Genomic DNA, 26,939 nt, shown 5'->3' on the forward strand with positions numbered 1-26,939 from the left:
GGGCTGGACCCCGACGCGCCCGGTGCAGCGCCCGCAGGCGCCGGTCGAGGTGCTCGGGCTGCGCCCGGGTGCCCGCGCCACCGCCGACGAGGTGGTCGTCCACCGCGGCGACACGCTGTGGAGCATCGTGGCGCGCCAGCTCGGGCCCGAGGCATCCGACGCCGAGGTCGCCGCGGCGTGGCCTGCCTGGCACGAGGCGAACCGCTCGGTCATCGGGGACGACCCCGACCTGCTGGTGCCCGGCCAGCAGCTGCGCGCTCCTGCGGCGACGGTGAGCGCCCGGTGAGCGCCGTGGCCCGACAAGGGCAGCGACCGAACGCGGGTGCTGCCGCGCCGGCACCCTCGGCCCTGGCGCCCCTGCGGATCCTGCCGACCCCTCGCCACCGGCCACCGGTCATCGCGGAGACCGACGACGACTGGCGCACTCCGGTGACCCGTGGCCCGCGCTACGTGCAGGACGCCCTCGCCGTGGACTTCAGCCTGCGCAGCGATGCGGAGATCTTCGGCGAGCAGCCCACCCGGCGCGACGACCTCCCCGACCCGCGCGAGTGGGCGGGCCACCTCGCCCAGGCCCTCGTCGAGGTGATGGGCGGCGTGCGCCCCGCGCCCCAGGTGCTGCGGTGGACCACGCCCGAGGTCTACGCCGTCGTGGCGCGGCGGGCGGCGGTCTCGGCCCGCCGCGGCATGCCGCCGACGCGGCGTACGGTCGTGCGGAGCCTGCGGGTGTGCGAACCCGCGGACGGCGTCGCCGAGGTGAGCGCAGTCGTGGTCGACGGCGGCCGGGTCCGGGCGCTCGCCCTGCGGCTGGTGGGCCTCGACGGCCGGTGGCGGGTCGAGGCGCTCCAGGTGGGGTGACCCGGAGACGGACGCGGACGGCGCCGCACCCTGGTGGGTGCGGCGCCGTCATGCTGGGGCGTGGCGCTTGCCGCGCGGTCAGCGCCCGGCGGCTCGTGGAACCGCGGTCAGTCCTTCGCGCCGTGGCACATCTTGAACTTCTTGCCCGAGCCGCAGGGGCACGGACCGTTGCGCGAGGCGCCCTCGAGCTGCTCGGGGGTGAGCTGGTCGTCGACCGAACCGCCCCGCTGCTCGACCTCGCCGGTCTCGCCCGGTGCCGAGTACTGGAGCTCGCTGGTACGGCGCACGGGCTGCTCGAGGCCCTTGGCCCGGAACGCCGGCGTGCGCTCGCCCGAGGACTGCGGCTCGCCCGCGGCCGGCGCGCCGACCTCGGCGGGAACCGGCTCCCCGTGCTCGTGCTCGTGCCCGGGGTGGTCGTGGTCGTCGTGGTCGTCGTGACCGGCGTGGTCGTGACCGGCGTGGTCGCCGTCCCCGCCCAGGTTGGCCCCGGCGAGCATGTCGGAGACGCTCATCGGCTGGACCGCCGGCGCCTGCTCCTGCGGCTGGTCGACGTCGACCTGCACGTTGAACAGGTAGCCGACCGACTCCTCCTTGATGGACTCGTTCATCGCCTCGAAGAGCTGGAAGCCCTCGCGCTGGTACTCCACGAGCGGGTCGCGCTGGGCCATCGCGCGCAGGCCGATGCCCTCCTGGAGGTAGTCCATCTCGTAGAGGTGCTCGCGCCACTTGCGGTCGAGCACGGACAGGACCACGCGCCGTTCGACCTCACGCATGACCTCCTCGCCGAGCTGCTCCTCGCGGGCGTCGTAGGCGTGGTGGGCGTCGGAGGTGATCTGCTCGCGCAGCACGTCTGCGGTCAGGGCCTCGCGGCCACCGACCGACTCGATGAGCTGGTCCGGGGTGATCGACACCGGGTACAGCGTCTTCAGCGCGGTCCAGAGGCGGTCGAGGTCCCAGTCGTCGGCGAAGCCCTCGGCCGTCTCGGCGTCGACGTAGCCGCCGACGACGTCGTTGATGAAGTGGCGGATCTGCTCGTGCAGGTCCTCACCCTCGAGCACGCGGCGACGCTCGTCGTAGATGACGGTGCGCTGGCGGTTGAGGACGTCGTCGTACTTGAGGACGTTCTTGCGGATCTCGTAGTTGCGGCCCTCGACCTGGCCCTGCGCGCTCTGGATGGAGCGGCTGACCATCTTGGACTCGATCGGGACGTCGTCCTCCATCTTGGCCGTGGTCATGAACCGGTCGACCATCGCCGCGTTGAACAGGCGCATGAGGTCGTCCTGCAGCGAGAGGTAGAACCGGGACTCGCCGGGGTCGCCCTGGCGGCCGGAGCGTCCACGCAGCTGGTTGTCGATGCGCCGCGACTCGTGGCGCTCGGTGCCGAGGACGTAGAGCCCGCCGAGGCCGCTGACCTCGTCGTGCTCGGTCTGGACCGCGGCCTCGGCCTTGGCCAGCGCCTCGTCCCAGGCTGCCTCGTACTCCTCCGGGGTCTCCTCCGGGTCGAGGCCCTGCTGCTTGAGGGTGGCGACGGCCATGAACTCGGGGTTGCCGCCGAGCATGATGTCGGTACCGCGTCCGGCCATGTTGGTCGCGACGGTCACGGCGCCCTTGCGGCCGGCCTGGGCGACGATGGCCGCCTCACGCTCGTGCTGCTTGGCGTTGAGGACCTCGTGCGGGACGCCGCGGCGGCGCAGCTGGTCGGACAGGTACTCGCTCTTCTCGACCGAGACGGTGCCGACGAGGACGGGCTGCCCCTGCTCGTAGCGCTCGACGAGGTCGTCGACGACGGCGGTGTACTTGGCCTCCTCCGTCCGGTAGACGAGGTCGGGCTGGTCCTTGCGGATCATCGGCCGGTTCGTCGGGATCGGGACGACGCCGAGCTTGTAGATCGAGTTGAGCTCGGCGGCCTCGGTCTGGGCCGTGCCCGTCATGCCGGAGAGCTTGTCGTACATGCGGAAGTAGTTCTGCAGGGTGATCGTGGCGAGCGTCTGGTTCTCGTTCTGGATCTCGACGCCCTCCTTCGCCTCGATCGCCTGGTGCATCCCCTCGTTGTAGCGGCGCCCGGCGAGCATGCGGCCGGTGTGCTCGTCGACGATGAGGATCTCGCCGTTCATGTTGACGTAGTCCTTGTCCCGCTTGAACAGCTCCTTCGCCTTGATGGCGTTGTTGAGGTAGCCGATGAGCGGGGTGTTGACGGACTCGTAGAGGTTGTCGATGCCGAGGTAGTCCTCGACCTTGGCGATGCCGGCCTCGAGGACGCCGACGGTCTTCTTCTTCTCGTCGACCTCGTAGTCGCCCTCGCCGGACTCGAGCTCGCCGCGGGTCAGGCGCTGGGCGATCTTGGAGAACTCGACGTACCACTTGGTGGCGGCGTCGGCCGGGCCGCTGATGATCAGCGGGGTGCGGGCCTCGTCGATGAGGATCGAGTCGACCTCGTCGACGATGGCGAAGTTGTGGCCGCGCTGCACCAGCTCGTCCATGGACCACGCCATGTTGTCGCGCAGGTAGTCGAAGCCGAACTCGTTGTTGGTGCCGTAGGTGATGTCCTTGGCGTACTCGACGCGGCGCTCGGCGGGCGTCATCGACGCGAGGATGACCCCGGTCTCGAGGCCGAGCATGCGGTGCACGCGGCCCATGAGCTCGGACTGGTACTCGGCGAGGTAGTCGTTGACCGTGACGACGTGCACGCCCTTGCCCTCGAGCGCGTTGAGGTAGGACGGCAGGGTCGCGACCAGGGTCTTGCCCTCACCGGTCTTCATCTCGGCGACGTTGCCCAGGTGCAGGGCCGCCCCACCCATGAGCTGGACGTCGAAGTGGCGCTTGCCCAGGGTGCGCTTGGACGCCTCCCGGACCGCCGCGAAGGCCTCGGGCAGGATGTCGTCCAGGGTCTCGCCGTCGGCGAGGCGCTTGCGGAACACATCGGTCTCGGCGCGCAGCTCGGCGTCGGTGAGGCCCGCGAGGTCCTCCTCGATGGAGTTGACCTGCGCGGCGATGCCATGGAGCTTCTTGACGATGCGGCCTTCACCGGCGCGCAGCAGTCGTTCGACGATCTTGGACACGCAATATCTCCTGAAGTTCTGATCTCCTGCTACGCCCGGAAGATCGCAGCCGTGGACGTCCGGGTGGCAACGGCCCGACCTAGGCTAGTCGAGTCGGTGCGCGCTTGTGGACGCCCCGGGGTGGTGAATGGTCCCCGGTCGGCGAACGCGTCGCCCCCCGAGCAGGTTCCGCGACGTGCCGAGCGCGCCGGGGAGGACCTTGGGCCCTGTGCGGGGAGGGGTACCCGGTCGACCATGGCACGAGGGCGGCAGCCCACCGCCCGCGGACGAGCCGAGGTCGAGATGGTCCGTGCAGCAGCAGTCATGGCGGCGTCGCCGCACGTCGTCCACTGGGGTTGGTTCCGCATCGAGCTGGCCAACCTGCTGATCATCCTGGCGATGGTCGTGGTGTTCGTCATCGCCCTGGTGGTCCCCTTCGGGCGCTCTGCCTGGGCCCGGGACGACTCCGGGGACCGGCTGTGAGCGGCGCCGGCGCCGCAGCCCGGCGAGAGACTGCCCGCCGACCTGCGGACAGCTGGACCCGCGCCCTGCGCGAGCGCATCGAACGCACGGTGCCACCTGGCCAGGCCCTGCCCGACCGCCAGCCCGTCTTCGTGTCGTCGTGGATCTACGTGTTCGGGGTGCTGACGGTGGCCTCGCTGGTCGTCGTGGTGGCGACCGGCTGCGTCCTGGCCGTCGGCGGAGCCGCGTGGTGGCACGTGTCGTCGCTGGGCCACTTCGTCAACTCGCTGCACCTGTGGAGCGTCGAGCTGTTCTTCGGCTTCATGGTCATCCACCTGTGGGGCAAGTTCTGGATGGCCGCCTGGCGGGGCGGGCGCCTGCTGACCTGGGTCACCGGCGTCACCGCCTTCGTGACCTCCATCGGCACCGCCTTCACCGGGTACCTGTCGCAGTCCAACTTCGACTCCCAGTGGATCAGCGCCGAGGCCAAGGACGGCATCAACGCGATCGGCGTGGGCGCCTGGTTCAACGTGCTCAACCCCGGGCAGATGCTCCTGTGGCACGTCGTCCTGCTGCCCCTCGCGATCGGCCTCATCACGGTGCTGCACGTCGTGCTGGTCCGCCGCCACGGCGTCGTGCCGCCCATCGACGCGAGGGACGGTGAGTGAGGTGGCCACGCACACTCCGACGAGGCCCCGGCAGGCCCGCCCCCACCCCGTTGCGACGCGGACCCCCGACTCGCACTCGTTCGCCACACGGCCGTACGACCTCGTCAAGGAGTTCGTCGTCGCGCTGGCCGTCGTGGCCCTGCTCACCGCCGCCCTCGCCGCCGTGTTCTCCTCCCCCGACGAGCGGTCGATCACGATGTCGGGCTGGGCGCAGGCGGCACCGGCCGACGTCGTGGCGACGGCGACCTCCGAGCTGGCCGGCACCAGCGTGAGCGCCACCTACGGCGCGCCGTACAACACTGCCTCCGAGGGCCAGAAGGTCCTGGGCATCCCCCTGCAGAAGTGGGGCGGGGTGCGCATCCCGGTGGACTCCGCCGCACTGGTGCTCGACCCGCTGACGCGGGCCGCCGCCGACGCGCCGACGAAGGCGGCGCTGGCCGCCTGGCGGAGCGCCCCGGCCGGCACGCGCACGGCGTGGGCCACGGCGTACGGCGACGCGCTGGCCAAGGCACCCGACGGCAACCCCGCAGCCGTCGCCTCCGGCAGCTACGGCCCGGTCCCGGTGCTGGCGCAGTCGTTCCTGGCGGTCGCGCGCAGCGGCGGCCTGGAGGGCCAGCTCGCCGCGTCGGGCAACTTCTACGGCGGTGACCAGACGCGCACGATCCTCCTGCTCAGCGACGGCGCCTACCTCGAGGACACCGCCCGCGCCCAGCAGCTCGGCGGCGACCAGTGGGGAATGATGAACGAGACGGGCAACTACCCCGGCCAGCCGTGGATGTGGCTCTACACGTTCTGGTACCAGGTCGCGCCGTTCTCGACCTCGGACAACGCCGACGCGCAGGTCTGGGGCCTGATGATGGTGCTGACGCTGGGCCTGATGTTCCTGCCGCTGATCCCTGGGCTGCGTGACGTCCCGCGGCTCGTCCCGGTGCACCGCCTCATCTGGCGGGACTGGTACCGCGAGCACCCGCCGGTCCGTCGCGACCGTCCCGCCCCCAAGACAGGGGACGAGCCCGGCCGCTGAGGTCAGGGGGCGACCAGGTCCTGGTAGTCGGGGTGCTGGTCGATCCACGCCGACATGAACGGGCACAGCGCCACCACGTCGTGCTCGCCCCGCGCCCGGATGTCGTCGAGGGTCCCGCGGGCCAGGGCGCTCCCGACGCCCTTGCCCTCGTAGGCGTCATCGACCTCGGTGTGCGTGAGCACGAGGTGGCCGCGCGAGATCCGGTAGGCAGCGAAGCCCGCGAGCTCTCCGTCCACCCACGCCTCGTACCGCTGCTCGTCTGGGTTGGGCCGCACCTCCACGTCGCTCATGCCCCACAGGGAAGCACGGCTGTCAACCGCACCGGCCGGTCGGACGCGAGCCGTCCGGACGGTCAGGTGACGGCCGCGACCTCCGCCTGCTCCCCCTCGGCGTTCCACTGACCATGCTCGGGCGACGCCGAGACGGCCAGGCACGCCATCGCAGCGAAGAGGCACAACCCGCCCGCCGTCAGCCACGCCGTGAAGTAGTCGCCCGTCCCCTGCCGGACCCAGCCGGCGTAGGAGGCGGCGACACCGGCTCCGACCATGTGGGCGGCGAAGACCCAGCCGAACACCATCCCCGACCGCGCGACGCCGAAGTGTCGCCGGCACAGCGCGATGGTCGGGGGCACGGTCGCCACCCAGTCCAGGCCGTAGAAGACGATGAAGAGGAACAGGTTCGGGGCGATCTCGGGACCGAGCAGCGCCGGCACGAACAGCAGCGACAGCCCTCGCAGCGCGTAGTAGCCGAACAGCAGCATCCGCGGGTCGACCCGGTCGGTGAGCCAGCCCGAGGCGATGGTCCCGACCAGGTCGAACACGCCGACCAGGGCGAGCAGACCGGCCGCCGTCGTCTCCGGCATCCCGTGGTCGTGGGCGGCGGGGATGAAGTGGGTGCCGATGAGGCCGTTGGTCGACCACCCGCACACCCAGAACGTCCCTACGAGGATCCAGAACGTCCGTGACCGGGCGCTCTCCCGCAGCGTGCGCAGGGCCGTGCGAGCGGGACCGTCCGCGGAGGTACCGGGCGGGGCCAGCTGCTCGTCGAGCGCCTCCCCCGGTTCGGCGCCGTAGGGCCGCAACCCGAGGTCGGCCGGGCGGTCGCGCACCACGAGCGCGACCAGGGGCACGAGGAGCAGCGCCGCCGCGGTCACGACCACCGCCGCCCACCGCCACCCCGGTCCGGTGGCGAGCGCGGCGATGCCGGGGAGGAACACGAGCTGGCCGGCCGCCCCCGCCGCGGAGAAGACACCGGTGACCAGGCCCCGGCGCGACTCGACGAACCACCGGTTGGCCACGACCGCTCCGAGCACCAGCGCCATCGCGCCGGTGCCGATGCCGACGGCCAGGCCCCACAGCACCCACAGCTGCCACGCGGCGGTCATCACGACGGTGAGGCCGCTGCCGACCGCGACGAGCAGCAGGGCCCCGGTGACCACGCGCCGGATACCGAACCGTTCCATCAGCGCGGCGGCGAAGGGCGCCGTGAGCCCGTAGACGACGAGGTTGGCGGTCACCGCGCCGGAGGTGGTGGCCCGGGACCACCCGAACTCGCCCTCGAGCGGCTCGAGCAGCGCGCCGGTCGAGGAGCGGAAGCCGGCCGCGGCCACGAGGGCGGCGAGCACCACGGCGGTGACCCACCAGGCCCGGTGGACGCGCGGGGTACCGGTGGGGGCCGGCGACCGGTCCGTGGCAGGATCGTCACCCCCGAAGGTTATGTGCCAACGCGTCGTCCGACCAGCACGATCTCGTCATCCTTCGACAGGATCCCGCCACAGCCTGGTCGTTCGCACGGCGTCCCGCCGGCTCAGCCCACGGTGCGGAGCCCGAGCCACCCGGCGAGCAGCGCGAGCTCGGCGTCGAGCGCAGGTCGCGCCTCGACCGGGGCTCCCGGCTCCCAGTGCACGGCGTGCACGCGCAGGACACCCGCCGCGCGGTCTGCCTTGAGGTCACAACGGGCCACCAGCGTGTCACCGAAGAGGAACGGCAGGACGTAGTAGCCGTGCACGCGCTGGGGCGCCGGCACGTAGATCTCGAGCCGGAAGTCGAAACCGAACAGGGCAGCGGTCCGCTCCCGCTGCCAGATGAGCGAGTCGAACGGGCTCAGCAGGGCCTGCGCCTGCACGCGTCGTGGGCGCCGCGCCTCCGGGTGAAGGTAGGCGGCCCGCTTCCACCCCTCGATGGTCACGGGCACCAGCTGACCCTCGGCGACGAGAGAGGCGATGGCCGGGCGCGCCTGCTCGGGCTTGAGCCGGAAGTAGTCGCGCAGGCACTGCTCGGTGCCGACGCCGTGCGCCCGGGCCGCGATCAGCACCAGCTCCCGGAACGCCTCCTCGTGCGAGGGCCTGCGCGCGGGATCGGCCGCCTGCTCCACGACCGCCCGCGGGAGGACGCGCTCCAGGGCTGCGTAGCGGCGCTCGAACTGGCTGGTCCGCCCCGCCGAGGTGATCTGTCCCGACCAGAACAGGTGCTCCAGGGCGTTCTTGACCAGCGACCAGTTCCAGCCCCAGTGCTCGCGCTCCCGGGGCAGGTCGTGCTCCAGCGAAGCCTCCACCTGCCGTGAGGTCATCGGTCCGCCGGCCACCACCTCGGCCTTGACGGCCGACACCAGGCCCGGGTGGTCGTGGGCGACCCGCTGCATCCCACCCCACGCGTCGCTGAGGGCGCGCTGCATCCGGAAGTCGAGCAGCGGCCACGTCGTGGGCGGCACCAGGCTCGCCTCGTGGGCCCAGTACTCGACGAGGCGCCGCGGTGCACGGTCACGCGCCCGGTCGAGCAGTGCGGTGTCGTAGGGACCGAGCCGCGAGAAGAAGGGCAGGTAGTGGCTGCGGGTCACGACGTTGACGCTGTCGATCTGGACCACCTGCACCCGGTCGATGACACGCTGCAGGTGGCGAGTCGTCGCCTCCCCGGGCGCAGGTCTGCGGTCGAGGAAACCCTGTGCTGCCAAGGCGATTCGTCGCGCCTGGGCCTTGGTCAGCCGCAGCGGCGCCGGAAGGGTCGGCGGGATGGCGGCGCCCGCGCTCATTCGCCGGGTTCGAGCAGGTTCTCCCGCACCGCGTACATCGCCGCCTCCATGCGCGAGTGGAGCTGGAGCTTCTCGAGGATGTTGCGGACGTGGTTCTTGACGGTGTTCTCGGAGATGAACAGCTGGTGGGCGATCTCCTTGTTGGCGAGTCCACGCGCGACCAGGCGCAGCACCTCGAGCTCGCGGTCGGTGAGCCGGGGCGCACCGACGGCGCTGGGGCGCTCACCCTGCCGGCGGCTCATCTGGGCGAACTCGGCCAGCAGCTTGGAGGCCATGGACGGGGAGATGAGTGAGTCGCCGTGGTGGACGGCGCGCACTCCCGCGGCGATCTCCTCGCCGGGCACGTCCTTGAGGAGGTAGCCGTTGGCGCCGGCCTTGACCGCCTCGTAGAGGTCGGACTCCTCGTCGGACATCGTGAGCATGATGATCTTGGTGGAGGGCACGAGCGCCTTGAGGGTCTTGCAGGCCTCGATGCCGGAGGTGTGCGGCATGCGCACGTCCATCAGCACCACGTCGGGCAGCAGCTCCACGACGCGGTCGACCGCTTCCTTGCCGTCACCGGCCTCGCCGACGATGTCGATGTCGTCGTCCTGCGAGACGACCATCTGCAGGCCGCGACGGTAGAGGACATGGTCGTCCGCGATGACGACCCGGATGGGGTCGGTCGTCGGCCCCTGGTGCACATCCCCGCTGCTCACGCGCCCATCCTGTCAGAACAGGCCGACCGCCGCCGAACCCCGAACGCGGCATCTGGGACGGCGTCCGGGGTTCGGCGGCGGGATCGGCGGCATCGCCGCCCTGCATGGTGCACGGTCGTAGGTGTCAGGAGACCTTCTGGGCGACCTCTCCCCCATGGCTGACGTCGAGGTGGATCACGCCGTAGGACCAGCCCCGGCGCCGGTAGACCACGCTCGGCTGACCGGTGTCCTCGTCGTGGTAGAGGTAGAAGTCGTGGCCGACGAGCTCCATCTCGGCGACGGCCTGGTCGAGCGCCATGGGCACGGTGGCGTGGACCTTCTCGCGGATCTCGACGGGGCTGTTGCCCTGGGCACCGAAGGGCTCGGCCTCGGCAGCCTCGTCGTGCGAGTGGTCCTCGGACGCGGCCAGGGCTTCGAGGCCCTGGATGCGGGCCGTGGCCTCCGCCACCGACTCGGGAGCGTGCCGGCCACGGTGGACGCGCTTGCGGTCCTGAGCCCGTCGCAGCCGCTCCATCAGCTTGTCCATCGCTACGTCGAGCGCCGCGTACTTGTCGTCCAGGCAGGCCTCGGCCCGCACGATGGGACCCTTCACGTGACAGGTGATCTCGACCCGCTCGCAGGACTTGGCCTGCCGCTTGTTGGGCTCGTGACTCACCACGACGTCGACGCGTTGCACGCGCGGCGCGAGCTGGGGAACCTTCGCCAGCTTTTCGTCGAGGTGGTCACGGAATCGGTCTGAGACCTGCATGTGGCGTCCGGTGACGACAATCTCCACGGTTTTCCTCCATGGTTGCGGTGGGTGGTGCGAGACGGGGGCGGCACGCCCTGGGTCAACCGCGGCACCACCTCCGCCCCGATGGGGGACGAGAAGGCTGGACCGGCTCCGCTCCCCGGCCCAGGGCGCCCGTCGGACCGCGTCCGAGGCGCCCTGTTCTCGCGTCACGCACGGGGGCCAGGGGGGCCATGTACCGACGGTAGTCCACGTCCGACGGATGCGACACCGCGCCTGACCCAACGTTTACCGGGAGTCGGCTGGACGCTGACCGAGAGCGCCGGCGCGACGCTCGGTGGCGCACGCCGTGGCCGCCACGACGGTCCTCGCCCCGCCGGCACGCAGCGCCCGCGCGGCCTCGACGAGGGTGGCCCCGGTGGTGAGGACGTCGTCGACGAGGACGCAGCTCGCGCGGTCGACGACCGGCTGCCACCTGCCTCGCACCTGCAGGGCGTGCTCGAGGTTGACCTGGCGCTCGCGGGCGCCGAGGCCGGCCTGGTCGGCGACCCGGCGGCGCAGCCGCAGCGCGTCGGCCACGACCACCTCCCCCGACCCGAAGCCGTGGCACGCGAGGGCCGCCAGCTGCCCCAGCGGGAAGTCGCCGCGGCGCCGGCGTGCTGCAGGCGAGGACGGTACGGGGACGACGAGTACCGGACCGTCGCGCGCGCACAGCGCCCGCCTCAGCTCCGGCGCGCCACCCACCGCGGCGTCGACCGCACCCGCCAGCAGGCCCGCGAGCACCGGGGCGAGGTCGCGGCGCCCGTCGTCCTTGTAGGCGGCCACGACGGCGGCGAGCTCCCCTGCAAACGCCCCGGCGGCCCACACAGGCGGAAGCCGCGGCGGGCAGGGCCGCGGGCGCACCGGACGGGGACGCTCCCACACCTGCGACCAGAGCCCGGAGGTGCAGTCGGGGCACAGTGCAGCGCCGAGGGCCCGGCACGAGGCGCACGTCACCGGGAGCGCCAGATCGGCCAGCGCACCCAACGACGAGCGAGCGAAGGTCACGGCAGGAGTGTGTGCTCACGGAGTGTTGGTGCTGTTTCAGCCGACGTAAACCTGAGGACACGACTAGTCTGAGCCTCGCTCTGTGGACAACTGCTGAGGTCGTGAGACGGGAGGGCTGTATGCGGTGGCTTCCCCGACTGTCCGTGGCGACGCGACTTCGCCTCGGCATCGCCGTGCTCGCCGCCCTCCTCGCTGCCCTCGACGGCTCGCTGCTGCCGGGCCTGCCCTGGATCCTGCTGGTCGTCACCCTCGACCTCGCGGCCTCAGGTTTCCAGTACCTCAGCCAGAGCGGCAACGCGATCGGGCGGATGCAGCTGTTCGCCCTGTACTGCGTCGCCGCAGCCACCGCCGGCGTGGCCATGGGCTATGCGCCTGCGTGGTCCAAGATGCTGATCCTCATCCCGGCGTTCCACGCCGGAATGCGCTTTGCCCGTCGTGGCGCGCTCACCGTCTTCGCGGTCGGCCTGGTCACCGGTCTCCTCACGTCCGCGTGGCTGCGCCACCTCTCCGAGGGCGAGGGCCAGCAGATCGCCCTGGCCTCGCTGCTCGCCCTGGTCTTCGGGCTGCTCGGCGCGTGGTCGCACCGGATGGAGGCCGACGAGCCGGTCGTCGACCCCAACATCGCCGCCGAGGCCGGGCTGCTGCTGCGTCGCCTCCACGAGCTCGCCGAGACCCTCGACACGGGTTTCGACGCCCCCGGCTCGGCCGAGATGGCCCTTCAGGACCTCGCCGCCCAGATGCGGGCGGCACGGAGCGCCATCCTCGTCGGGTACGGCGACGACCCGGCGGTGCCGCTGGCCATCCGTGGAGCCGACCGCACGCCGTGGCCCGACCCCATGGAGCCCGACTCGATCCTCGCCCGGACGTGGCACGAGGGCGTCCCGACGCTGTGCGAGTGGGCGGACGACCTCGTCGCCCGCTCGGTCATCGTCGTGCCCCTCCATGACGACCATGGCGACCGCCTGGGCCTCCTGGTGGCCGACCGGCCGCTGGTGACGCCCTTCACCGAGGACGACCTCGTGGCAGCCTCCGAGGTTGCCTCGCGCCATGCCGCCAACATCGACCTGTCGGTGCTGTTCGCCGGGCTGCGCGAACGAGCAGGCCTCGAGGAACGCGAGCGGCTGGCCCGCGAGATGCACGACGGGATCGCCCAGGAGATGGTGGCGCTCGGCTTCGGCATCGACTCGCTGCGCCGCAGGGCCCGTGACACCGGCTCCCCCCTCGCCGAGGAGCTCGACGGGCTCCGCGTGGAGGTCTCCCGCGTGCTGGCAGACCTGCGGCTGCACATCGCCGACCTCCGCATTGCCGTGCGCCCCGACACCGGGCTCGGCGCCCTCATCGGTGCCCGCCTGCAGAACTTCGGCTCGACGTCCGGAGTGACCACCCGGATGCACCTCAGCGAGACCGGGTTCCGCCTGCCTGCGCACACCGAGGTCCTCATCTACCGCCTCTTCCTCCAGGTGCTCGCCGACGCGCGGCACTCCCTCAACGCCGAGACCGTCGAGGTCCGCCTCAACGTCGCGGCCCCGCGCGTCGAGCTCTGGGTCGCCCACAACGGCACCAGCTCGCTCGGCCCGCGCGACTTCGCCGACCACCCCCTGACCACCCTCGGCGGCGAGATCTCGGTCGAGCCGTATGCCGGCGACGGTGTCGCGGTCCGCATGCGCATGCGTGGCCGCGGGGCCGCACCGTCGGCCACGCTCTCCAACGAAAGGATCCCCCAGCCGTCATGACCATCAACGTCGTGGTGATCGACGATCACACCCTTGTCCGCGAGGCCGTGTGCCGGATGATCGACAGCGAGCCCGACCTCGCGGTCGTCGGCCAGGCCGGGGGCATCGCCGAAGGGCGCACCGTCCTCGCCCACAGCCTCATCCACGTGCTCGTGGTCGACGTCTCGATGCCCGACGGGTCGGGGCTGGTGCTCGCCCGGGCGGCCCGCGAAGCCTCCCCTCGGCTCGGCATCGTCGTGCTGACCATGCACAACGACGACGAGACCCTGCTGGAGGCTCTCGACCTGGGTGCCTCCGCGCTGGTGCTGAAGTCAGCGCCGTCGGACGAGGTCATCGCCGCGGTCCGTCGCGCCGCCGTGGCCCCGGACGCCTTCATGGCCACCGGGCTCGCCGAGGCTCTGCGCCGCCGCGACTCCAACGACAAGCCCAAGCTGACGCCGCGCGAGGCCGAGGTGCTCGACCGACTCGTTGCCGGCGACTCGATCGCCGCGGTGGCCAAGCGCCTTTACATGAGCGAATCGACGGTCAAGACCCACGTCTCGAAGGTCTACGAGAAGCTCGGGGCCCACAACCGGGCGTCCGCGGTCATGGCCGCGCTGCGCCTCGGCCTGGTCCGCTCCGAGTCCGTGGGCCACGCCCGCCGCTGAACCCCCTTGGTTGGCGCCCCGGGGCTCGGCGACGCTGACGTCAGAGGCCGCCGCCGCCGCTGAAGGTGTCGACGATGCGGATGGCCCCCGGGCCGATGATGACGATGAAGAGGGCCGGAAAGATGCACAGCAGCATCGGGAACAGGATCTTGACGGGCACCTTTTGCGCCTTCTCCTCGGCGCGCTGACGACGCACGAGGCGCATCTGGGTGGACTGCTCACGCAGCACGCTGCCGATCGGCAGCCCGAGACGGTCCGCCTGGACCAAGGCGCTCACAAAGGTCTTTGCCTCCGCGACCGTCGTTCGAGTGGCGAGCGAGCTGAAGGCCTCGCCCCTGGACTTGCCGATCTGGATCTCGGACAAGACGCGGGCGAACTCCCCCGCGATGGGGCCAGAGGTTGCCTTGGCGACCTGCATCAGCGCGGCGTCGAACCCTTGGCCGGCTTCGACACAGACGGTCAGCATGTCGAGGGCATCGGCCAGGCCGAGGCGCAGCTCCTCCTGGCGCTTCTGGCCGGCGTTCATGAGCAGCAGGTCGGGAAGGTAGAAACCGACAGCCGCGGCAGCGAGGGCGATGAGCAGCCCCTTGGGGGTGAACCCGCCGAACGTCAGGCCGAGTAGCGCGCCGACGAGCAGGCCTGCGCCCTTGCCACCCATGATCCGTTCTGCCGTCCAGGTGCCCGGGTTGCCCGCGAGGTCCAGGCGGCGCGTCAGGCCTTCCTGGGTGCCGGTGGGCGAGAGTTTGGCGGCGATGGACCGGGTCCTGGCGAGCACGGGGGCGACGAGCCGCTCCATGGCGGGCAGGTCGGACTTGCCCACCTCACGGCGGTCGATGGTCTTCTCGATGAGCTCGAGCGACCGGGCGACACCGGTGGTCTGGCCGGCCCCCGAGGACGCGGCGATGACGATGGTGACGAGCGCTCCGGCGATGGCGACGAGGCCGACGATCAGCAACATGGTTCCCATCTCAGACCTTCACATCCACGACTTTGCGCATCCAGAACACACCGATGCCGAGGGACACCAGCCCGGCCGCCATCATTATGAGGCCAAGGGGCCTCGTCCAGAGCAACTCGACGTACTCCCGGTTGGTCTGCATCGTGTAGAAGAAGATGCCGATCGGCAGGCCGATGAGGATGTAGGCGGAGAGCCGCCCCTCCGCGGACAGCGCGCGCACGTGGCGGCCGAGCTCCTCGCGCTCGCGCAGCGTCTTGGCGGTGGTGCGCATGGTCTCGGCCAGGTTGCCGCCGACCTCGCGCTGGATACGGATCGCCATGGCGGTCCAGCGCATGTTGCCGCTGTCCATCCGGTCGGCCATCCGCTCGAGGGCGTCGGGGATGTCTGCGCCGATGCGGGTCTCGGCCAGCGCCCGGGAGAACTCCTTGGCCGCGGGGTCGGCGGCGTCCTTGGCGACGGCGTCGAGGGCCTGCGGGAGGGAGAAGCCGGTGCTGAGGCTGCTGGCGACGAGGGTGAGCACGTCGGGGAGCTGGTGGTCGAACTTCTTGGCGCGGCGCTTGGCGAGGAACCGCAGCACGAACGCCGGGGCGAGCAGGCCGAGCACGACGCCGAGGAGGGCCGCGACGAGGGTCATGACGACCCCACCCCGCATGAGCGTCATGGAGACGGCGATGCCGACGACGACGGCCACGATCCGTAGGACCCACCACTCGCCGGGCCGCAGGGGGAGGTCGGCGCGCTCGATGAGCGCCATGGTCTTGCCGGTCGACTCGCGACCCTCCATCACCTTGTCGCCGAAGAAGACGAGGTTCTCCGAGACGGCGCGCTGGCGGTCCTTCTTCGTCGGGGTGGCGGCACCGGGGGCGACGTAGCGGTCGATGTTCTCGACGCGGGTCTGGCGCCCGGACTTGAAGGACGAGCTGGACAGGGCGAGCCCGAAGAGCACCAGCGCCAGGAAGACCGCACCGACGGCGAGCAGCACCATGGGCGACAGGCCGAGCAGCTTCGACCCCGGCGAGCTCGCCTTGACGACGTCCTCGGTGGGTCCGGTGATCGGCGTCCTGGCGGCGGCGGTCGAGGTGGGTGTCGGGACGGCCACGCCGTCGCCGAAGTCGACCAATGCGGTGGTGGAGAACTTGGCGCCCCCAGCCTGGCCTGAGACCTTGATGTTCTGGACGGCGGTCACGCCCGGGGGCAGCGGCATGGAGAAGGTGAGCTGGGAGGCGAGGGTCTGCGCGGCGCTGGTGAAGGCGCTGGCGACCGCGCCGGCGTTGGCGGCGGAGACCACCGACCCGCCCCCGGCCGACGCGAAGCCCTTGAGCACCGCGACGTTGCCCTCGTTGGACTTGAAGGAGACGGCCTCGGCGCGGACGCCACCGGCCTTGAGGGCCGCCGTGGCGGCTGCCTGCGAGGTGCGGCTCGCGGTGTCGCCGCCGTCGGACAAGACCAGGATGCTGCGCTCCCCCTTGGTGCCGAGGGTGCGCACGGCGAGCTGGATGCCGTCGTAGAGGGCCGTCTCGCCACTGGACTTCAGCTCGTTGACCGCCGACTGCACCTTGCCGTGGTCGGCGGTCGGCACGAGGTTGGTGACGGCCTTGCCGGAGAACGAGACCACGCCCACGCGGACGTCGTCGGGCACGCTCTTGAGGAACGCGGCGACGGCTGTGCGCACGGTGGCCATGCCGGGCTCACCCATGGAGCCGCTGGTGTCGACGACGATCACTGCGGTCCGGGTGACCGGTGAACCCTGGCCCGACGTGATGGCGTCGACGGGGTGGTCCTTGCCGGCAACGGTGACCGTGAGGGCCGGGTTGATGTCGGTGCCACCGCTGGCGGAGATGAGGCCGATGAGGTTGCCGTTCTTGGCCTCGATGCCCGTGATGTTCACGCTCGGGGCCTGGGCTGCGCCGGCGGAGGAGACCCCCGCGAGCAGCGCCACGGAGGCCAGCGCCAGGACGACGCCGAGCCTGCGCGGGAGGGAGAAGCGCATCAAATCCCCCGGACGAAGATGTCGGGGGCCAGCTCGATCCCCTGGTCGTGCAGCTCGGCGGCGAACTTCGGGCGCAGGCCGGTGCTCTTCAGGGTGCCCCTGAAACGGCCCTGCTCGTCGCGCCCGGCGCTGTAGTCGAAGGTGAACAGGTCCTGCATGGTGATGACGTCGCTCTCCATGCCGACGACCTCGCTGATGGCGGTGACGCGGCGCGAGCCGTCCTTGAGGCGGGCCTGCTGGATGACCATGTCGACGGCGCCGGCGACCTGCTCGCGGATCGCGCGGACGGGGAGGTCGACACCGGCCATGAGCACCATGGTCTCCAGACGCGACAAGCTGTCACGCGGGGTGTTGGCGTGGACCGTGGTCAGCGAGCCGTCGTGACCGGTGTTCATGGCCTGCAGCATGTCGAGGGCGGCGCCGTCACGGCACTCACCGACGACGATCCGGTCGGGGCGCATACGCAGGGAGTTCTTGACCAGCTCGCGGATCGGGATGGAGCCCCGACCCTCGATGTTGGACGGGCGGGACTCCAGGCGCAGCACGTGGTCCTGGTGGAGCTGGAGCTCGGCTGCGTCCTCGATGGTGACGATGCGCTCGTCGTCGGGGATGAAGGAGGACACCACGTTGAGCAACGTGGTCTTTCCCGAGCCGGTACCACCGGAGATGACGATGTTGCGGCGGCCGCGGACGCAGGCCGACAGGAAGTCACGGACCTGCGGCGTGAACGTGCCGAAGGCGATGAGGTCCTTGTCGGTGAACGGGTCGGTGGCGAACTTGCGGATGGTGAGCAAGGAGCCGTCGAGGGCGATCGGGGGGATGACGGCATTGACACGCGAGCCATCGGGGAGGCGGGCGTCGACCAGCGGGCTGGCCTCGTCGACGCGGCGACCGACGCGGCCCACGATCTTGTCGATGGTGCGACGCAAGTGCGCGTCGGAGCTGAACCGCGCCTCGACGGGGTAGAGCTTGCCGGCGCGCTCGACGTAGATGGAGTCCGGGCCGTTGACCATGATCTCGGAGATCTCCGAGTCGCGAAGCAGCGGCTCGAGCGGGCCGTGGCCGAGGATCTCGTCGGCCACCTCCTGGGAGATCCGGGTGCGGTCAGCGAGGGACAGCGGGGTCTCCTCGTGGTCGATGACCTCCTGCAGCGTGTGCCGCACCTTGGCCTCGAGCTCGGACTGGTCGAGGTGGGGATCGTAGAGCTGTGGGCCGAGGGAGTCGAGCAACGCCTGGTGCACGCTCGCCTTGACTGCGGCGAAGGGGTCGACGACGCGCTGGCGCTCGTGCGCCGACGGCGCCGGGGTGTTGCTGGCGGCGTCGTTGGCGGCCTGCTGGCTGCGGCGGACGCTCTCGAGGCGCTCGGCGAGACTCATCGGTTTCCTCCTCGGGAGAGCGACCAGCGGCTCGCGCGACCGCTGCCGGCCTCCGAGGACTTCTGGGCGCCGTTGGCCTGAATGCTGGGCTCGGGCGTACGGACGAACTTCTCGGCCAGCTCACGCAGGGCAACGCTGACGGGATGCTTCGGCTCGTCGAGGATGATCGGCACACCGCGGTTGACCGAGGCCGGGACCGCTGTGCTGTTGGGCACCATGATCGCGATGTCTTGCTTGAGCGCCGCGACGACGTCCTCGGCCCGCAGGCCGACCTTGGCGTCGGAGCGGTTGAGGACGATGAGGCGGGTGTCCTTGGGGTTGCCGAGCAGGTCGAGCGTGTCGAGGGTGAGGCGGAGGTTCTTCACCGCGGGGATGTCGAGCGTGGCGATGAGCACCAGCAGGTCGCTGTCGTCGAAGCCCGCGAGCACGTGGGAGGTGAAGGCCGGCGGGGTGTCGAGCAGCACGTAGTCGTAGTGGCGCTTGGCCACGCGGATGAGTTCGCCCACGATCGACCCGGGGATGCGGTCGGCGTCGCTGGGCTCGGCAGGGGCGCTGATGGTGTCGAGGCCGCTGTCGTGCTTGGTGACGACCGACTTGATGGCCTGCTCGTCGATGTGGCCGGCCATGCCGACCAGGTCGATGATCGAGTTCTGCGGCAGCATCTGCAGGCTGATGCCCACGTCGCCGAACGCCAGGTCGAGGTCGATGAGCAGCACCTTGGAGCCGGTGGAGGCGAGGTAGGTGCTGAGGTTGGTGGCAAAGGTCGTCTTCCCGACGCCGCCCTTGGCGGAGAAGATCGTGACGACGCGGGCCGAGCGCGTGCTGCCCGCGGTGTCTCCGGCGTGCCCGGCGACCCGGGAGGAGAGCTCACGGCTGCGGCGCGCCGCGTCGGCGAGACCGGTGAGGTCGTCGGCCGTGATCACCTCTCGCACGCCGGAGCGCAGCGCCTGGCCGAGGACGTTGACGTCCAGGCGCCGACGCAGGAGGAGCACCCCGAGGTTGGGGCGCTCGACCCGGCAGAACTCGCTGAACTGGCAGGCACCCTCCATGTCGACGTCCGGGCCGATGAGGACGAGCTGTTCGTCGGGCGCGTCCTCGAGGGCCCGCACCATGGCGGCCTGGGTGTCCACCCGGGTCACCTGTCCGACGGCGAAGTCGTAGCGGTCGGTGGCCGCGGGGTCCGCATCCCACAACAGGGTCATGACGTACTCCTACTTGGAGAAGAGTGATGCTTCGGAGACAACCTTGCCCAGGTCGATCTTGGCATCAGTGCCACGCAGTGCGGCGTACAGCGACCCGGTCTGGATCCCGTGGATGAGACGGGCAGCGTCGGCCGGCGACAGCGCCACGGTCATCAAGGCTCCGCGCACTGGTGCGGGAGCAGGCTCACCATCGGCGGTGGTCGTCTGGGCCGGGGTCAAGGAGGCCTCGCCCATGGCGATGACCAAAACGTCGTCGAGCAGGACACGAGTGCTCAGGCCAACGGCGGCGGCGCTCCCGGTGCTCTTGGATGAGGAGGCAGAACCTGCAACAGGCGTGTAGGTGTCGAAGAGGACGACCTTCGAGCCAGGAGTCACGAACGTGCCGACGCGTGCCGGATCCGGCAGGGTCAGCGAGACAGCGACCATGCCGGCCGGCACCTCGATGGCCTTCTCGCCCACCGGTTTGGTGCCGAAGCGGGCGGCCAGGACGTACTCGCCCGGTTGGATGTCGGTGGTGGCGTAGAGACCGCCGTTGCTTCCGTCGACCGCGGACAGCGCCCCGGCGGGCACACCCTTCGCCGCGACGGAGGTCTTGATGATGAGGCCGTTCTGGACGGCATCCTTCAGCGTCGTGCCCGCGGGGACGACCGACTGGACCACGTAGACGTTGGTGGGCTGCTGCGACGCCACGGCGCGGGCGTCGGCTCCGCGCGCATACAGCAGCACTGCCGCGACACCCACCAGGGCGACGGCGACAGCGGCAAAGATGGCGACGATTCTGCGTCCCATAGGTGTTCAGTCCTCGGTGTTCGAGCGGTTACGGGTGGAAGACGCTGGCGGGCACGTGGTACAGCGTGACGACGTTCGTCCCGAAAAGAGTGACGGCGCCGATGATCACCAGTGCGATGAGGCTCACCATCAGCGCGTACTCGACGGCAGTGGCCCCGCGGTCGTCCCGACGTAGGCCGGGACGACCGCGGTCCAGCTCGCTGACTGAGGCCGCCATGAACGCGCCCACCCCCTGAGCGCGGCATCGAACGGATGCCCTTCTACAGGCCTTGAGTGCGTTCACTGTGCCTCCTCGATCAACGGGCTGAGAGCCCGTTGTCCTAGTTCGATCAGACGCTGGTTGCCACGGTGCTGAAGAGGCCGTTCAGGCGGGTACCGAGCAGGGAGACGGCACCGATGATGACGATGGCGATGAGGGCGACCATGAGGCCGTACTCCACCGCGGTGGCACCCTTCTCGCGGGTGGCGAGGTGGGACTGGAACTTGGCGATGTACTTGGTCATGTTGCTGGGTGTCCTTTCAAGACCAACGGGCTGCCGGGGCGGACTTGCCCCGGCACGCAGAAGGTTGTCAGTCGAGGCACCCTCCGCGAATCGGCCATCCCGGCACGATGCCGTGGGCCCTTCGTACCCTGAAGGTCGTCCGAACGGCCGATGTGGTGTGGCAACCGCCATGGGGCAGCAGTGACGGGAGAGACTTGGGGTATGACGTCCGCCCCCTTGCGCGCGCGCCTGCGCGCCCGGGCGCCCGGCGCGGCAGCCACCCGCCTGAGCCTCCTCCTGCCGGCCCTCCTGCTGGCGACGCTGCCGGCCTTGTTGGTCCGCCCGGTGAGTGACCCCAGCCCGTGGCTGCACCTCAGGGTCGGTGCGTTCCTCGCCGACGGTGGGCGCTTCGCCCTCCCGGACCCTTGGGCGCCGCTGGCCTCGCACGCCTACGTCCCGACGCAGTGGCTGCCGTCGGTGGTGACGGCCTGGCTCTACCCGCACCTCGGCGCCCCCTTGGTGGCGTGGGAGCGCGCTGCCGCCATCGGCGTGCTCGCCCTGGCGCTGCTGCTCTGGGCGCACACCCTGGCCCGCCCCTGGGTGGCTGCCGCCACGACCGCGGTGGCGGTCTTCGCCGCCTGGCCCTCCCTGACGGAGCGGCCGCAGCTGGCCGGCTTCGTGCTGCTCGTCCCCGTGCTGGCCGCCTGGTGGCGCACGGCGCAGGACCACCGGGCCCGCTGGTGGCTCGTGCCGGTGACCTGGCTCGCCGCCTGCGTCCACGGCATCTGGGCCACCGGGGCCGCGATCGGTGGCATCGTCGCGCTCTGCGTCATCGTGTCCGGCGGCGTCGGACGACGGGTGGCACTGCGGCTCGTCGGCCTGCTCGCGGCCTGCGCCGCCGCCGCTGCGCTGACGCCCATCGGACCCCGGCTGCTGCTGACGCCGTTCGCGGTCAGTGGCCAGGGGCGCCAGTTCGTGCAGGAGTGGATGCCGTCCTCGGTACGGTCGCCGCACGTGCTCGCAGCACTGGCGCTGCTCGCGGGGGCGTGGCTCTGCTGGGTCGCGCTAGGGCGTCGGATGCCCGGCTGGCACGTGGTGCTGGTGGTCGTGGGCTGCGCGCTGGCCCTGACCATGGAACGCACCGTGGCGGTCGCGGCCTTCGTCGCCGTCCCCTTGACCGCCACCGCCGCCGAGGCGGCGCTGCGCAGCCGTGAGGGAGCCCCCCGCGACGCGCTCCCCAGGCAGGGGCGCGTGCTCAGCCGGACGACGGCGTCGTGGGCCGCTGCCACCCTTGTCGGCGTCGCCGTCGCGGCACCCGTGGCGGCGGCCCGTGCCAACACCCCGGTCCGGGTCCCCCTCGGCCTCACCTCCCGTCTCACCGCGCTCCCCGCGGACACCAGGGTCCTCGTCGACGGTGACACCAGCGGGTGGCTCATGTATGCCGCACCGCAGCTGCGCCCCGTCTACGACCTGCGCGTCGAGTCCTACACCGCGCACCAGGTGGAGGACTTCATCGGTGCCATGTCCGCGGACCCCGGCTGGGACGCCTACGTGCGCGACCGGGGCGTCACGGTCGCCCTCGTGCCGTCCGACTCCCCCGTCCGCGCCGCACTCGTCGAGCAGGACCGCTGGCGCGAGCTCGCCCGCGACCAGGGCCACGTCCTCCTGGAGGCCCCCCGGTGAGCCCGGTGACCACGCCGGCGACCGAGTCCGAGGTCGGGGCTGCAACCCGCCCGGCCGACCGCAACACTCCGCCGATGGTCAGCCGCACCGCCGTGGGGCTCGTGCTCACCCTCGCCCTGGTCAAGGGCCTGTCGACCTTCGCCGAGCCCGACGTGTGGTGGCACCTGCGCACCGGCGACCGCCTGCGGCAGGCCTTCGACCTCGTGGCTCCCGACCCCTCAGCCGGCTTCGCCGACCGCGACTACACCGCGACGCAGTGGCTGCCCGAGATGGTCGCGTCCGCTGCGTACTCCGTGGGCGGCATGGGCGCGGTCCTCTGGCTGCGCGCCGCGTCGGTCCTGGCACTGGCCGCACTGGTCTTCGTCGTGGCCCGCCGGTACTCGGGGCGGCTACCTGCGGCCGTTGCCGCCGGCCTGACGCTGGTTGGGGCCGGCGGCGGCCTCAACCCGAGGCCCCAGCTCGTCAGCTTCGTCCTGTTCGCGGTGACCCTGCACGCCTGCCTGTCGATGTTGCGCGACGGCCGGCCGCGCTGGTGGCTGGTCCCGGTCTTCTGGGTGTGGGCGTGCTGCCACGGGCTCTGGACGTTCGGGCTGGCCCTCGGCGTCCTGCTGCTCGCAGCCGCCGTCGTCGACCCCCGGACCCGGCCGACGCGCCGCGAGACGCTGCGGCTCGCGGCACTGTGGCTCGCCTGCCTGGCCGCGGTCGCGCTGACGCCGCTCGGTCCCCGCCTGCTGCTCACGCCGTTCCAGGTGGCGGGCAACGCCAGCACCATCGCCGACGAGTGGCGGGCCACTCCCCTCAACAACGTCTTCGCGTGGGCTGCCCTGGTGCAGCTGCTGATCTGCGTGGTCGCCTGGTCGCGGGGCTGTCGACGGCCCCGGCTGTGGGAGCTGGCCCTCCTCGCGTTTGCCGCCTTCTGCACCCTGTGGATGTGGCGGCTCGTGCCGTTGGGCAGCATCGCCGCCACGCCCCTGGTTGCCGCGGCGCTCCAGTCAGGTCTGACCGCCCGTCGCGAGGGTTGGACCCGCACCGAACGGCGGGGGCTCGTGGCGTTCTGCGCCGGCGCCCTCGTCGTGGGGGCCCTCGCGAGCGCCGGGTTGGGCGGCAAGGCGGCGGCGTACCCCACCGGCATGGCGCCCATCGACACGGCGCTGGCTGGGCTGCCCCGGCACAGCGTCGTCCTCGACGACTTCGGGGTCTCGGGGTGGCTGCTGTGGGCGCACCCCGACCTCACACCCGTGGCCGACCTGCGCGGCGAGATCTACGACCACGCCTACCTCGCCGACTACACCTCCACGCTGCGTGTCGAACCGGGCTGGCAGGACTTCGTCGCGCGCGTCCACCCCGATGTCGCCCTGGTCGCGCGGGACTCAGCGCTCGGTGACGCCCTGGAGCACAGGCTGGGATGGCACCGGGTCGCTGCGACCCACGACTTCCTCCTCCTCGCCCCGGGTGATCGGTGAGGAGGGCTGCGGGCCACTACGCGGTCCCGTTGGCCGTCTACCTGCTGAGCCGCGTCGTGACGACGGTGTTCATCCTCGTGGCTGCGCCGCGGCGGGCGGTACGGATGGAGGACCTGCCCGGCTACCACTCCGCCGTGACAGCGCGGCTGCCCGCGCACTACGGCTCGGTCGTCACCTCGTGGGACGGGCAGTGGTACTGGGACATCGTCCTGCACGGCTACCCCAGCACGGTCGTCGACACCAGCGGTCACGCGGTGCAGTCATCGTTGGCGTTCTTCCCCCTCTACCCCACGCTGGTCAGGGCGGGGATGGCCGTCACGGGTCTCGGGTTCGAGGTGGTCGCCCCGACCCTCAGCCTGCTGCTCGGCGCCGCAGCGGTCCTCGTGGTGTTCCGGCTGGTGGAGCGGCGCCTCGACACCAGACGCGCGACGGGGGCGGTCCTCCTGCTCTGCTGCTTCGTGTCGTCGCCGATCCTCCAGACCGCCTACACCGAGAGCCTGGCGCTCCTGCTGGTGGCGGTGGCGCTGCTGCTGCTCACCGAGCGTCGCTACGGGTGGGCCATCGTGCCCGTGCTCCTCCTGGGCCTGACGCGCAACATCGCACTGGTGCTCCTACCCGTCGTGCTGGTCCACTGGCTCGTTCGCGAGCACGAGGATCGTCGTGGCACCGGCTCCGGCACCCCCCGCGTTCGTCTGGCGGTGCTCGCCGCAGCAGTCGTCGGCGCCACGGGGTTGTGGCCGGCGCTGGCCGGACTGCTGAGCGGGCACCCGGACGCCTACTTCACGACGATCCAGGCGTGGCCGGGCTTCACCGGGTCGGCACTTCGGCCTCCCTGGGCCGCGGCCCTGACCGATGCGGGAGTGACCGCGTGGCTTGCGGCGGGACTCCTCCTGGCCCTCTTGGCACTCGCCCTCCTGTCCAGACCCGTACGGCGCTGGGGCCCCGAGCTGTGGGCGTGGACGGCCTCGTTGGTCGGCTTCGTGGTGCTGACGACCAGTGCCTCGACCAGCATCCTGCGCTACCTGCTCCTGGCCTTCCCGCTGGGCCTGGTGCTGATGCCGGACTCGGAGTCGGCGCCGACCCGCCGCCTCCAGCACGTGGTCGTCGCCGCTGCGTGCCTCCTCGGCCTCGCGGCCCAGTTCGTCTGGGTGGACAAGATCCTCGTCTACGCCGGACCCACCGGCGGGTGGGGCTTTCCCTGACGGTCCCTAGCGGCCTGCGACGAGAAGGTCGCTGCCCTCGCCCACGGGCTGCCACCGGCTGCCGGCCCGGATGAGCACCTGTCCGGTGTCCGTGGTGACGATGAGCCCGCGCTCGCCGTTGATGGTCGTGATGGTGCGGGCGCCGGCGATCTCGGGGCCGGCGGCGACCTGGCCGCCGAGCGGGACCGTCCACGGCCGGATGACCTGGCCAGAGTTTTTGCGGCCCAACGCCACGAGCGTCGCGTCGTCGACCCAGACGACGTCGCGCACCAGGGTCAGCGTCGGCGCGAGGCTCAGTGGCGGCGCCAGGCTCAACGGCACGTCGTTGCTGCCCCTGACCACCCCGGCAACATCCAGACGGGGTGCGTTGCCTCCGGCGTCGGTGCTGACGACGGCGACACGTTGGCCGTCGGGCGAGACCCGCAGGCTCACGACGCGACGGTCGGCCAGCCATGCCACCGACACGGACTGCAGCGCTGCCTTGCCGGTGGTGGTCGGGTCGCTGCGGGTGTCGAGGACCCACACGCGCGTGGCGCCCTTGTCACGCCCTGCCACCCAGAGGAGCCCGTCCGGGTCGTAGGTGGGGCGGGTCAGCAGCGACCCGAACGTCAGCAGCTGCACCTGGGTCTTCCCGCGCCAGCGGGCGAGCTGGCCGCGGTCACCGCTCACGGCGGCGACCTCCTTGCCGTCGACCGACAGGGCCGGATACGTCCAGCCCGGCTGCAGGGAGGGGAGGGCGGCGGTGGTGGGCGGTGGGGGTCGCTCCCCCGGGTCGCCGACCTCGTCGGGGTCGACGGGGACCAGCGTGGACCCTATGCGCAGCAACGGTTTCACGGCCGGGTCGCTCGGCGTGGTGAACCCCAGGACCGACAGTGAGCGCAGGGCGCTGTCCGTCCCGGGCACCTGCAGGTCGGCGCCCTCGAGCTGCAGGGCCACCTGGCTCACCCCCGGCGCCTGGGTGACCGTGGCGAGGAACTGGGCGGCGAGGTTCTGCCGTTGGGCTGGCTCGGTCGCCAGGCGCGTCGCCGTGAGGTCGACGGTCGCGGTGCCGGAGTCGATGGTCACCGAGTCGACGGCCAGGCGGGTGCCGGTGGGCACGTCGCTGCGCACCGCCCCGCGCAGGTAGTCGGGGACGCCGGCGATGAGCGACCTGGCCAAGCGCGTGGCCAGGCCACTGCCGAGGGGGAACCACCGGACGTCCGGCACGAGGCGCCGCTGCGTCGTGGAGAGGAAGTAGATGCGGTAGGGGTCGTAGAGCCGGTCGAAGTCGGACTCGCTCAGCCAGGTGCCGAACTGGTCTGGCAGCCCGGTGATGCGCCACTCCCCCGAGCTGCGCTCCAGCCTGAAGGTCACCTCGTCGGTCGAGTCGGCAGGCAGCTCCTGGTAGCGGCCGTTGCCGTCCACGCGGGCCGTCGCGGTGGCGGTCGCGGTGACGGTGCCGGCGCCGGTTTGGTTCACCCGCAGCTCGGAGTCGTTGGAGAAGATGACGACCGAGGTGTCGGGCCGCCACCCAGCCGCCGGCCCGCTGGTCAGGTAGGACCGCGCCACCTGGTACTGGTCGTCACTGGCCGCCGCGGCGCGGATGAAGCCGCTCACGACCTGCTCGGGCGAGGAGCCCGCCGCGATGGGGTTGGCCTCGACGCGGACCTCGTTCTCCTGCACCGACCCCACGTCGAGGCCGGGCTGGATCGGCGCGCGGGTGGAAAGCCCCCCGCCGCAGGCGCAGAGCAGGGTCGCGACGCAGCCCGCCGCGGCGACGGCGTACCGCGCCCTCACCCAGGGCTCCCGGGCGCGGTGGGCGCCTGCTCGGGAGCGGTCGCGGTCGGCACCACCCCAGGCGGCGGGGCGGACCGGCCGGGTCCCTC

General features: G+C 71.6%; 25 protein-coding genes and 1 pseudogene. 10 read left to right on the forward strand and 16 right to left on the reverse strand.

Annotated elements, in window-relative coordinates:
* Positions 1-286: LysM peptidoglycan-binding domain-containing protein (locus tag AB4Z02_RS17285; protein ID WP_441972485.1), on the forward strand; the 286-nt coding region annotated here is incomplete at its 5' end.
* Positions 283-855: an Rv3235 family protein gene (locus AB4Z02_RS17290; RefSeq protein WP_441972486.1), complete on the forward strand. Its 573-nt coding sequence runs from the start codon at positions 283-285 to the stop codon at positions 853-855. The genes AB4Z02_RS17285 and AB4Z02_RS17290, both read left to right, overlap by 4 nt.
* A gap of 107 nt (positions 856-962) precedes the next feature.
* On the opposite strand, the gene AB4Z02_RS17295 is transcribed toward AB4Z02_RS17290, so the two are convergent.
* Positions 963-1,367, reverse strand: a complete 405-nt coding sequence (locus AB4Z02_RS17295; protein WP_441972523.1) for an SEC-C metal-binding domain-containing protein — start codon at positions 1,365-1,367, stop codon at positions 963-965.
* A 44-nt stretch (positions 1,368-1,411) separates the two neighbouring features.
* Positions 1,412-3,914: pseudogene (gene secA / locus AB4Z02_RS17300) on the reverse strand (preprotein translocase subunit SecA); the annotation flags it as partial.
* A gap of 234 nt (positions 3,915-4,148) precedes the next feature.
* On the opposite strand from secA, the gene AB4Z02_RS17305 reads away from it, so the two are divergent.
* From AB4Z02_RS17305 to AB4Z02_RS17315, 3 genes are read left to right on the forward strand one after another with little or no spacing between them, the layout of a single operon-like run.
* On the forward strand, positions 4,149-4,376 hold the full coding sequence (locus tag AB4Z02_RS17305) for a hypothetical protein (RefSeq protein ID WP_441972488.1): 228 nt from the start codon (positions 4,149-4,151) through the stop codon (positions 4,374-4,376).
* Complete coding sequence (locus AB4Z02_RS17310; protein ID WP_441972490.1) at positions 4,373-5,023, forward strand: cytochrome b N-terminal domain-containing protein; 651 nt, start codon at positions 4,373-4,375, stop codon at positions 5,021-5,023. The genes AB4Z02_RS17305 and AB4Z02_RS17310 overlap by 4 nt, the downstream gene beginning before the upstream one ends.
* A 1-nt stretch (position 5,024) precedes the next feature.
* Positions 5,025-6,047 (forward strand): hypothetical protein, encoded by a 1,023-nt coding sequence (locus AB4Z02_RS17315; RefSeq protein WP_441972491.1) that lies wholly within the window; start codon positions 5,025-5,027, stop codon positions 6,045-6,047.
* 2 nt (positions 6,048-6,049) lie between these two features.
* On the opposite strand, the gene AB4Z02_RS17320 is transcribed toward AB4Z02_RS17315, so the two are convergent.
* From AB4Z02_RS17320 to AB4Z02_RS17345, 6 genes are all read right to left on the reverse strand, one after another.
* On the reverse strand, positions 6,050-6,337 hold the full coding sequence (locus AB4Z02_RS17320; protein WP_441972493.1) for a GNAT family N-acetyltransferase: 288 nt from the start codon (positions 6,335-6,337) through the stop codon (positions 6,050-6,052).
* A 62-nt stretch (positions 6,338-6,399) separates the two neighbouring features.
* A complete protein-coding gene (locus tag AB4Z02_RS17325) occupies positions 6,400-7,674 on the reverse strand; it encodes an MFS transporter (RefSeq protein WP_441972495.1) in 1,275 nt (424 codons plus the stop codon).
* Positions 7,675-7,853: 179 nt separating this feature from the next.
* The gene (locus tag AB4Z02_RS17330; protein WP_441972497.1) at positions 7,854-9,074 is read right to left on the reverse strand and encodes a winged helix-turn-helix domain-containing protein; all 1,221 of its coding nucleotides are present in this window, start codon (positions 9,072-9,074) and stop codon (positions 7,854-7,856) included.
* A complete protein-coding gene (locus AB4Z02_RS17335; RefSeq protein WP_441972499.1) occupies positions 9,071-9,772 on the reverse strand; it encodes a response regulator in 702 nt (233 codons plus the stop codon). The genes AB4Z02_RS17330 and AB4Z02_RS17335 overlap by 4 nt, the downstream gene beginning before the upstream one ends.
* Positions 9,773-9,896: 124 nt before the next feature.
* Positions 9,897-10,547: a ribosome hibernation-promoting factor, HPF/YfiA family gene (gene hpf / locus AB4Z02_RS17340; RefSeq protein ID WP_441972501.1), complete on the reverse strand. Its 651-nt coding sequence runs from the start codon at positions 10,545-10,547 to the stop codon at positions 9,897-9,899.
* A gap of 243 nt (positions 10,548-10,790) precedes the next feature.
* Positions 10,791-11,549 carry a ComF family protein gene (locus tag AB4Z02_RS17345; protein WP_441972502.1) on the reverse strand — a complete coding sequence of 253 codons (759 nt, stop codon included), beginning with the start codon at positions 11,547-11,549 and terminating at the stop codon, positions 10,791-10,793.
* A 143-nt stretch (positions 11,550-11,692) separates the two neighbouring features.
* Here AB4Z02_RS17345 and AB4Z02_RS17350 point away from each other — a divergent pair, with 143 nt between their 5' ends.
* The gene (locus AB4Z02_RS17350) at positions 11,693-13,282 is read left to right on the forward strand and encodes a histidine kinase (RefSeq protein WP_441972504.1); all 1,590 of its coding nucleotides are present in this window, start codon (positions 11,693-11,695) and stop codon (positions 13,280-13,282) included.
* On the forward strand, positions 13,279-13,929 hold the full coding sequence (locus AB4Z02_RS17355; protein ID WP_441972506.1) for a response regulator transcription factor: 651 nt from the start codon (positions 13,279-13,281) through the stop codon (positions 13,927-13,929). The genes AB4Z02_RS17350 and AB4Z02_RS17355 overlap by 4 nt, the downstream gene beginning before the upstream one ends.
* 40 nt (positions 13,930-13,969) lie before the next feature.
* Here AB4Z02_RS17355 and AB4Z02_RS17360 read toward each other — a convergent pair whose 3' ends face one another.
* The 7 genes from AB4Z02_RS17360 to AB4Z02_RS17390 all read right to left on the reverse strand — a co-directional run bounded on the left by AB4Z02_RS17360 (position 13,970) and on the right by AB4Z02_RS17390 (position 20,747).
* Positions 13,970-14,887: a type II secretion system F family protein gene (locus tag AB4Z02_RS17360; RefSeq protein ID WP_441972508.1), complete on the reverse strand. Its 918-nt coding sequence runs from the start codon at positions 14,885-14,887 to the stop codon at positions 13,970-13,972.
* 10 nt (positions 14,888-14,897) lie between these two features.
* Positions 14,898-16,877: a VWA domain-containing protein gene (locus AB4Z02_RS17365; RefSeq protein WP_441972509.1), complete on the reverse strand. Its 1,980-nt coding sequence runs from the start codon at positions 16,875-16,877 to the stop codon at positions 14,898-14,900.
* Complete coding sequence (locus AB4Z02_RS17370; protein WP_441972511.1) at positions 16,877-18,253, reverse strand: CpaF family protein; 1,377 nt, start codon at positions 18,251-18,253, stop codon at positions 16,877-16,879. The genes AB4Z02_RS17365 and AB4Z02_RS17370 overlap by 1 nt, the downstream gene beginning before the upstream one ends.
* Positions 18,250-19,455, reverse strand: coding sequence for an AAA family ATPase (locus AB4Z02_RS17375; RefSeq protein WP_441972513.1), 1,206 nt, complete (start codon positions 19,453-19,455; stop codon positions 18,250-18,252). Before AB4Z02_RS17375 ends, AB4Z02_RS17370 begins: the two co-directional genes overlap by 4 nt.
* 9 nt (positions 19,456-19,464) lie before the next feature.
* Entirely contained in the window at positions 19,465-20,244 is a 780-nt protein-coding gene (gene cpaB, locus AB4Z02_RS17380) for a Flp pilus assembly protein CpaB (protein WP_441972515.1), read from the reverse strand.
* 28 nt (positions 20,245-20,272) lie between these two features.
* The gene (locus AB4Z02_RS17385) at positions 20,273-20,461 is read right to left on the reverse strand and encodes a Flp family type IVb pilin (RefSeq protein WP_441972516.1); all 189 of its coding nucleotides are present in this window, start codon (positions 20,459-20,461) and stop codon (positions 20,273-20,275) included.
* Positions 20,462-20,573: 112 nt separating this feature from the next.
* Entirely contained in the window at positions 20,574-20,747 is a 174-nt protein-coding gene (locus AB4Z02_RS17390; protein ID WP_441972517.1) for a Flp family type IVb pilin, read from the reverse strand.
* 201 nt (positions 20,748-20,948) lie between these two features.
* Between AB4Z02_RS17390 and AB4Z02_RS17395 the strand changes: the two genes are divergently transcribed.
* Genes AB4Z02_RS17395 through AB4Z02_RS17405 form a run of 3 tightly spaced genes read left to right on the forward strand, consistent with a single transcriptional unit; the run spans position 20,949 to position 25,074 of the window.
* A complete protein-coding gene (locus tag AB4Z02_RS17395) occupies positions 20,949-22,409 on the forward strand; it encodes a hypothetical protein (protein WP_441972518.1) in 1,461 nt (486 codons plus the stop codon).
* Positions 22,406-23,872 carry a hypothetical protein gene (locus AB4Z02_RS17400; protein WP_441972519.1) on the forward strand — a complete coding sequence of 489 codons (1,467 nt, stop codon included), beginning with the start codon at positions 22,406-22,408 and terminating at the stop codon, positions 23,870-23,872. The genes AB4Z02_RS17395 and AB4Z02_RS17400 overlap by 4 nt, the downstream gene beginning before the upstream one ends.
* A gap of 29 nt (positions 23,873-23,901) precedes the next feature.
* On the forward strand, positions 23,902-25,074 hold the full coding sequence (locus AB4Z02_RS17405; RefSeq protein ID WP_441972520.1) for a hypothetical protein: 1,173 nt from the start codon (positions 23,902-23,904) through the stop codon (positions 25,072-25,074).
* Positions 25,075-25,080: 6 nt separating this feature from the next.
* On the opposite strand, the gene AB4Z02_RS17410 is transcribed toward AB4Z02_RS17405, so the two are convergent.
* A partial coding sequence (locus AB4Z02_RS17410; RefSeq protein ID WP_441972522.1) for an LpqB family beta-propeller domain-containing protein occupies positions 25,081-26,939 on the reverse strand: 1,859 nt, incomplete at its 5' end.

The organism is Pedococcus sp. 2YAF34 (assembly GCF_052114585.1).
Classification (GTDB): domain Bacteria; phylum Actinomycetota; class Actinomycetes; order Actinomycetales; family Dermatophilaceae; genus Pedococcus.

Excerpts from the sequence above, each read along its gene's own strand:
- AB4Z02_RS17375 (WP_441972513.1), bottom strand. The coding sequence starts at position 19,455 with ATGACCCTGTTGTGGGATGCGGACCCCGCGGCCACCGACCGCTACGAC.
- AB4Z02_RS17330 (WP_441972497.1), bottom strand. The coding sequence starts at position 9,074 with ATGAGCGCGGGCGCCGCCATCCCGCCGACCCTTCCGGCGCCGCTGCGG.
- AB4Z02_RS17365 (WP_441972509.1), bottom strand. The coding sequence starts at position 16,877 with ATGCGCTTCTCCCTCCCGCGCAGGCTCGGCGTCGTCCTGGCGCTGGCC.
- AB4Z02_RS17360 (WP_441972508.1), bottom strand. The coding sequence starts at position 14,887 with ATGTTGCTGATCGTCGGCCTCGTCGCCATCGCCGGAGCGCTCGTCACC.
- cpaB (WP_441972515.1), bottom strand. The coding sequence starts at position 20,244 with ATGGGACGCAGAATCGTCGCCATCTTTGCCGCTGTCGCCGTCGCCCTG.
- AB4Z02_RS17305 (WP_441972488.1), top strand. The coding sequence starts at position 4,149 with ATGGCACGAGGGCGGCAGCCCACCGCCCGCGGACGAGCCGAGGTCGAG.
- AB4Z02_RS17295 (WP_441972523.1), bottom strand. The coding sequence starts at position 1,367 with ATGAGCGTCTCCGACATGCTCGCCGGGGCCAACCTGGGCGGGGACGGC.
- AB4Z02_RS17385 (WP_441972516.1), bottom strand. The coding sequence starts at position 20,461 with ATGGCGGCCTCAGTCAGCGAGCTGGACCGCGGTCGTCCCGGCCTACGT.
- AB4Z02_RS17355 (WP_441972506.1), top strand. The coding sequence starts at position 13,279 with ATGACCATCAACGTCGTGGTGATCGACGATCACACCCTTGTCCGCGAG.
- AB4Z02_RS17390 (WP_441972517.1), bottom strand. The coding sequence starts at position 20,747 with ATGACCAAGTACATCGCCAAGTTCCAGTCCCACCTCGCCACCCGCGAG.
- AB4Z02_RS17370 (WP_441972511.1), bottom strand. The coding sequence starts at position 18,253 with ATGAGTCTCGCCGAGCGCCTCGAGAGCGTCCGCCGCAGCCAGCAGGCC.
- AB4Z02_RS17320 (WP_441972493.1), bottom strand. The coding sequence starts at position 6,337 with ATGAGCGACGTGGAGGTGCGGCCCAACCCAGACGAGCAGCGGTACGAG.
- AB4Z02_RS17395 (WP_441972518.1), top strand. The coding sequence starts at position 20,949 with ATGACGTCCGCCCCCTTGCGCGCGCGCCTGCGCGCCCGGGCGCCCGGC.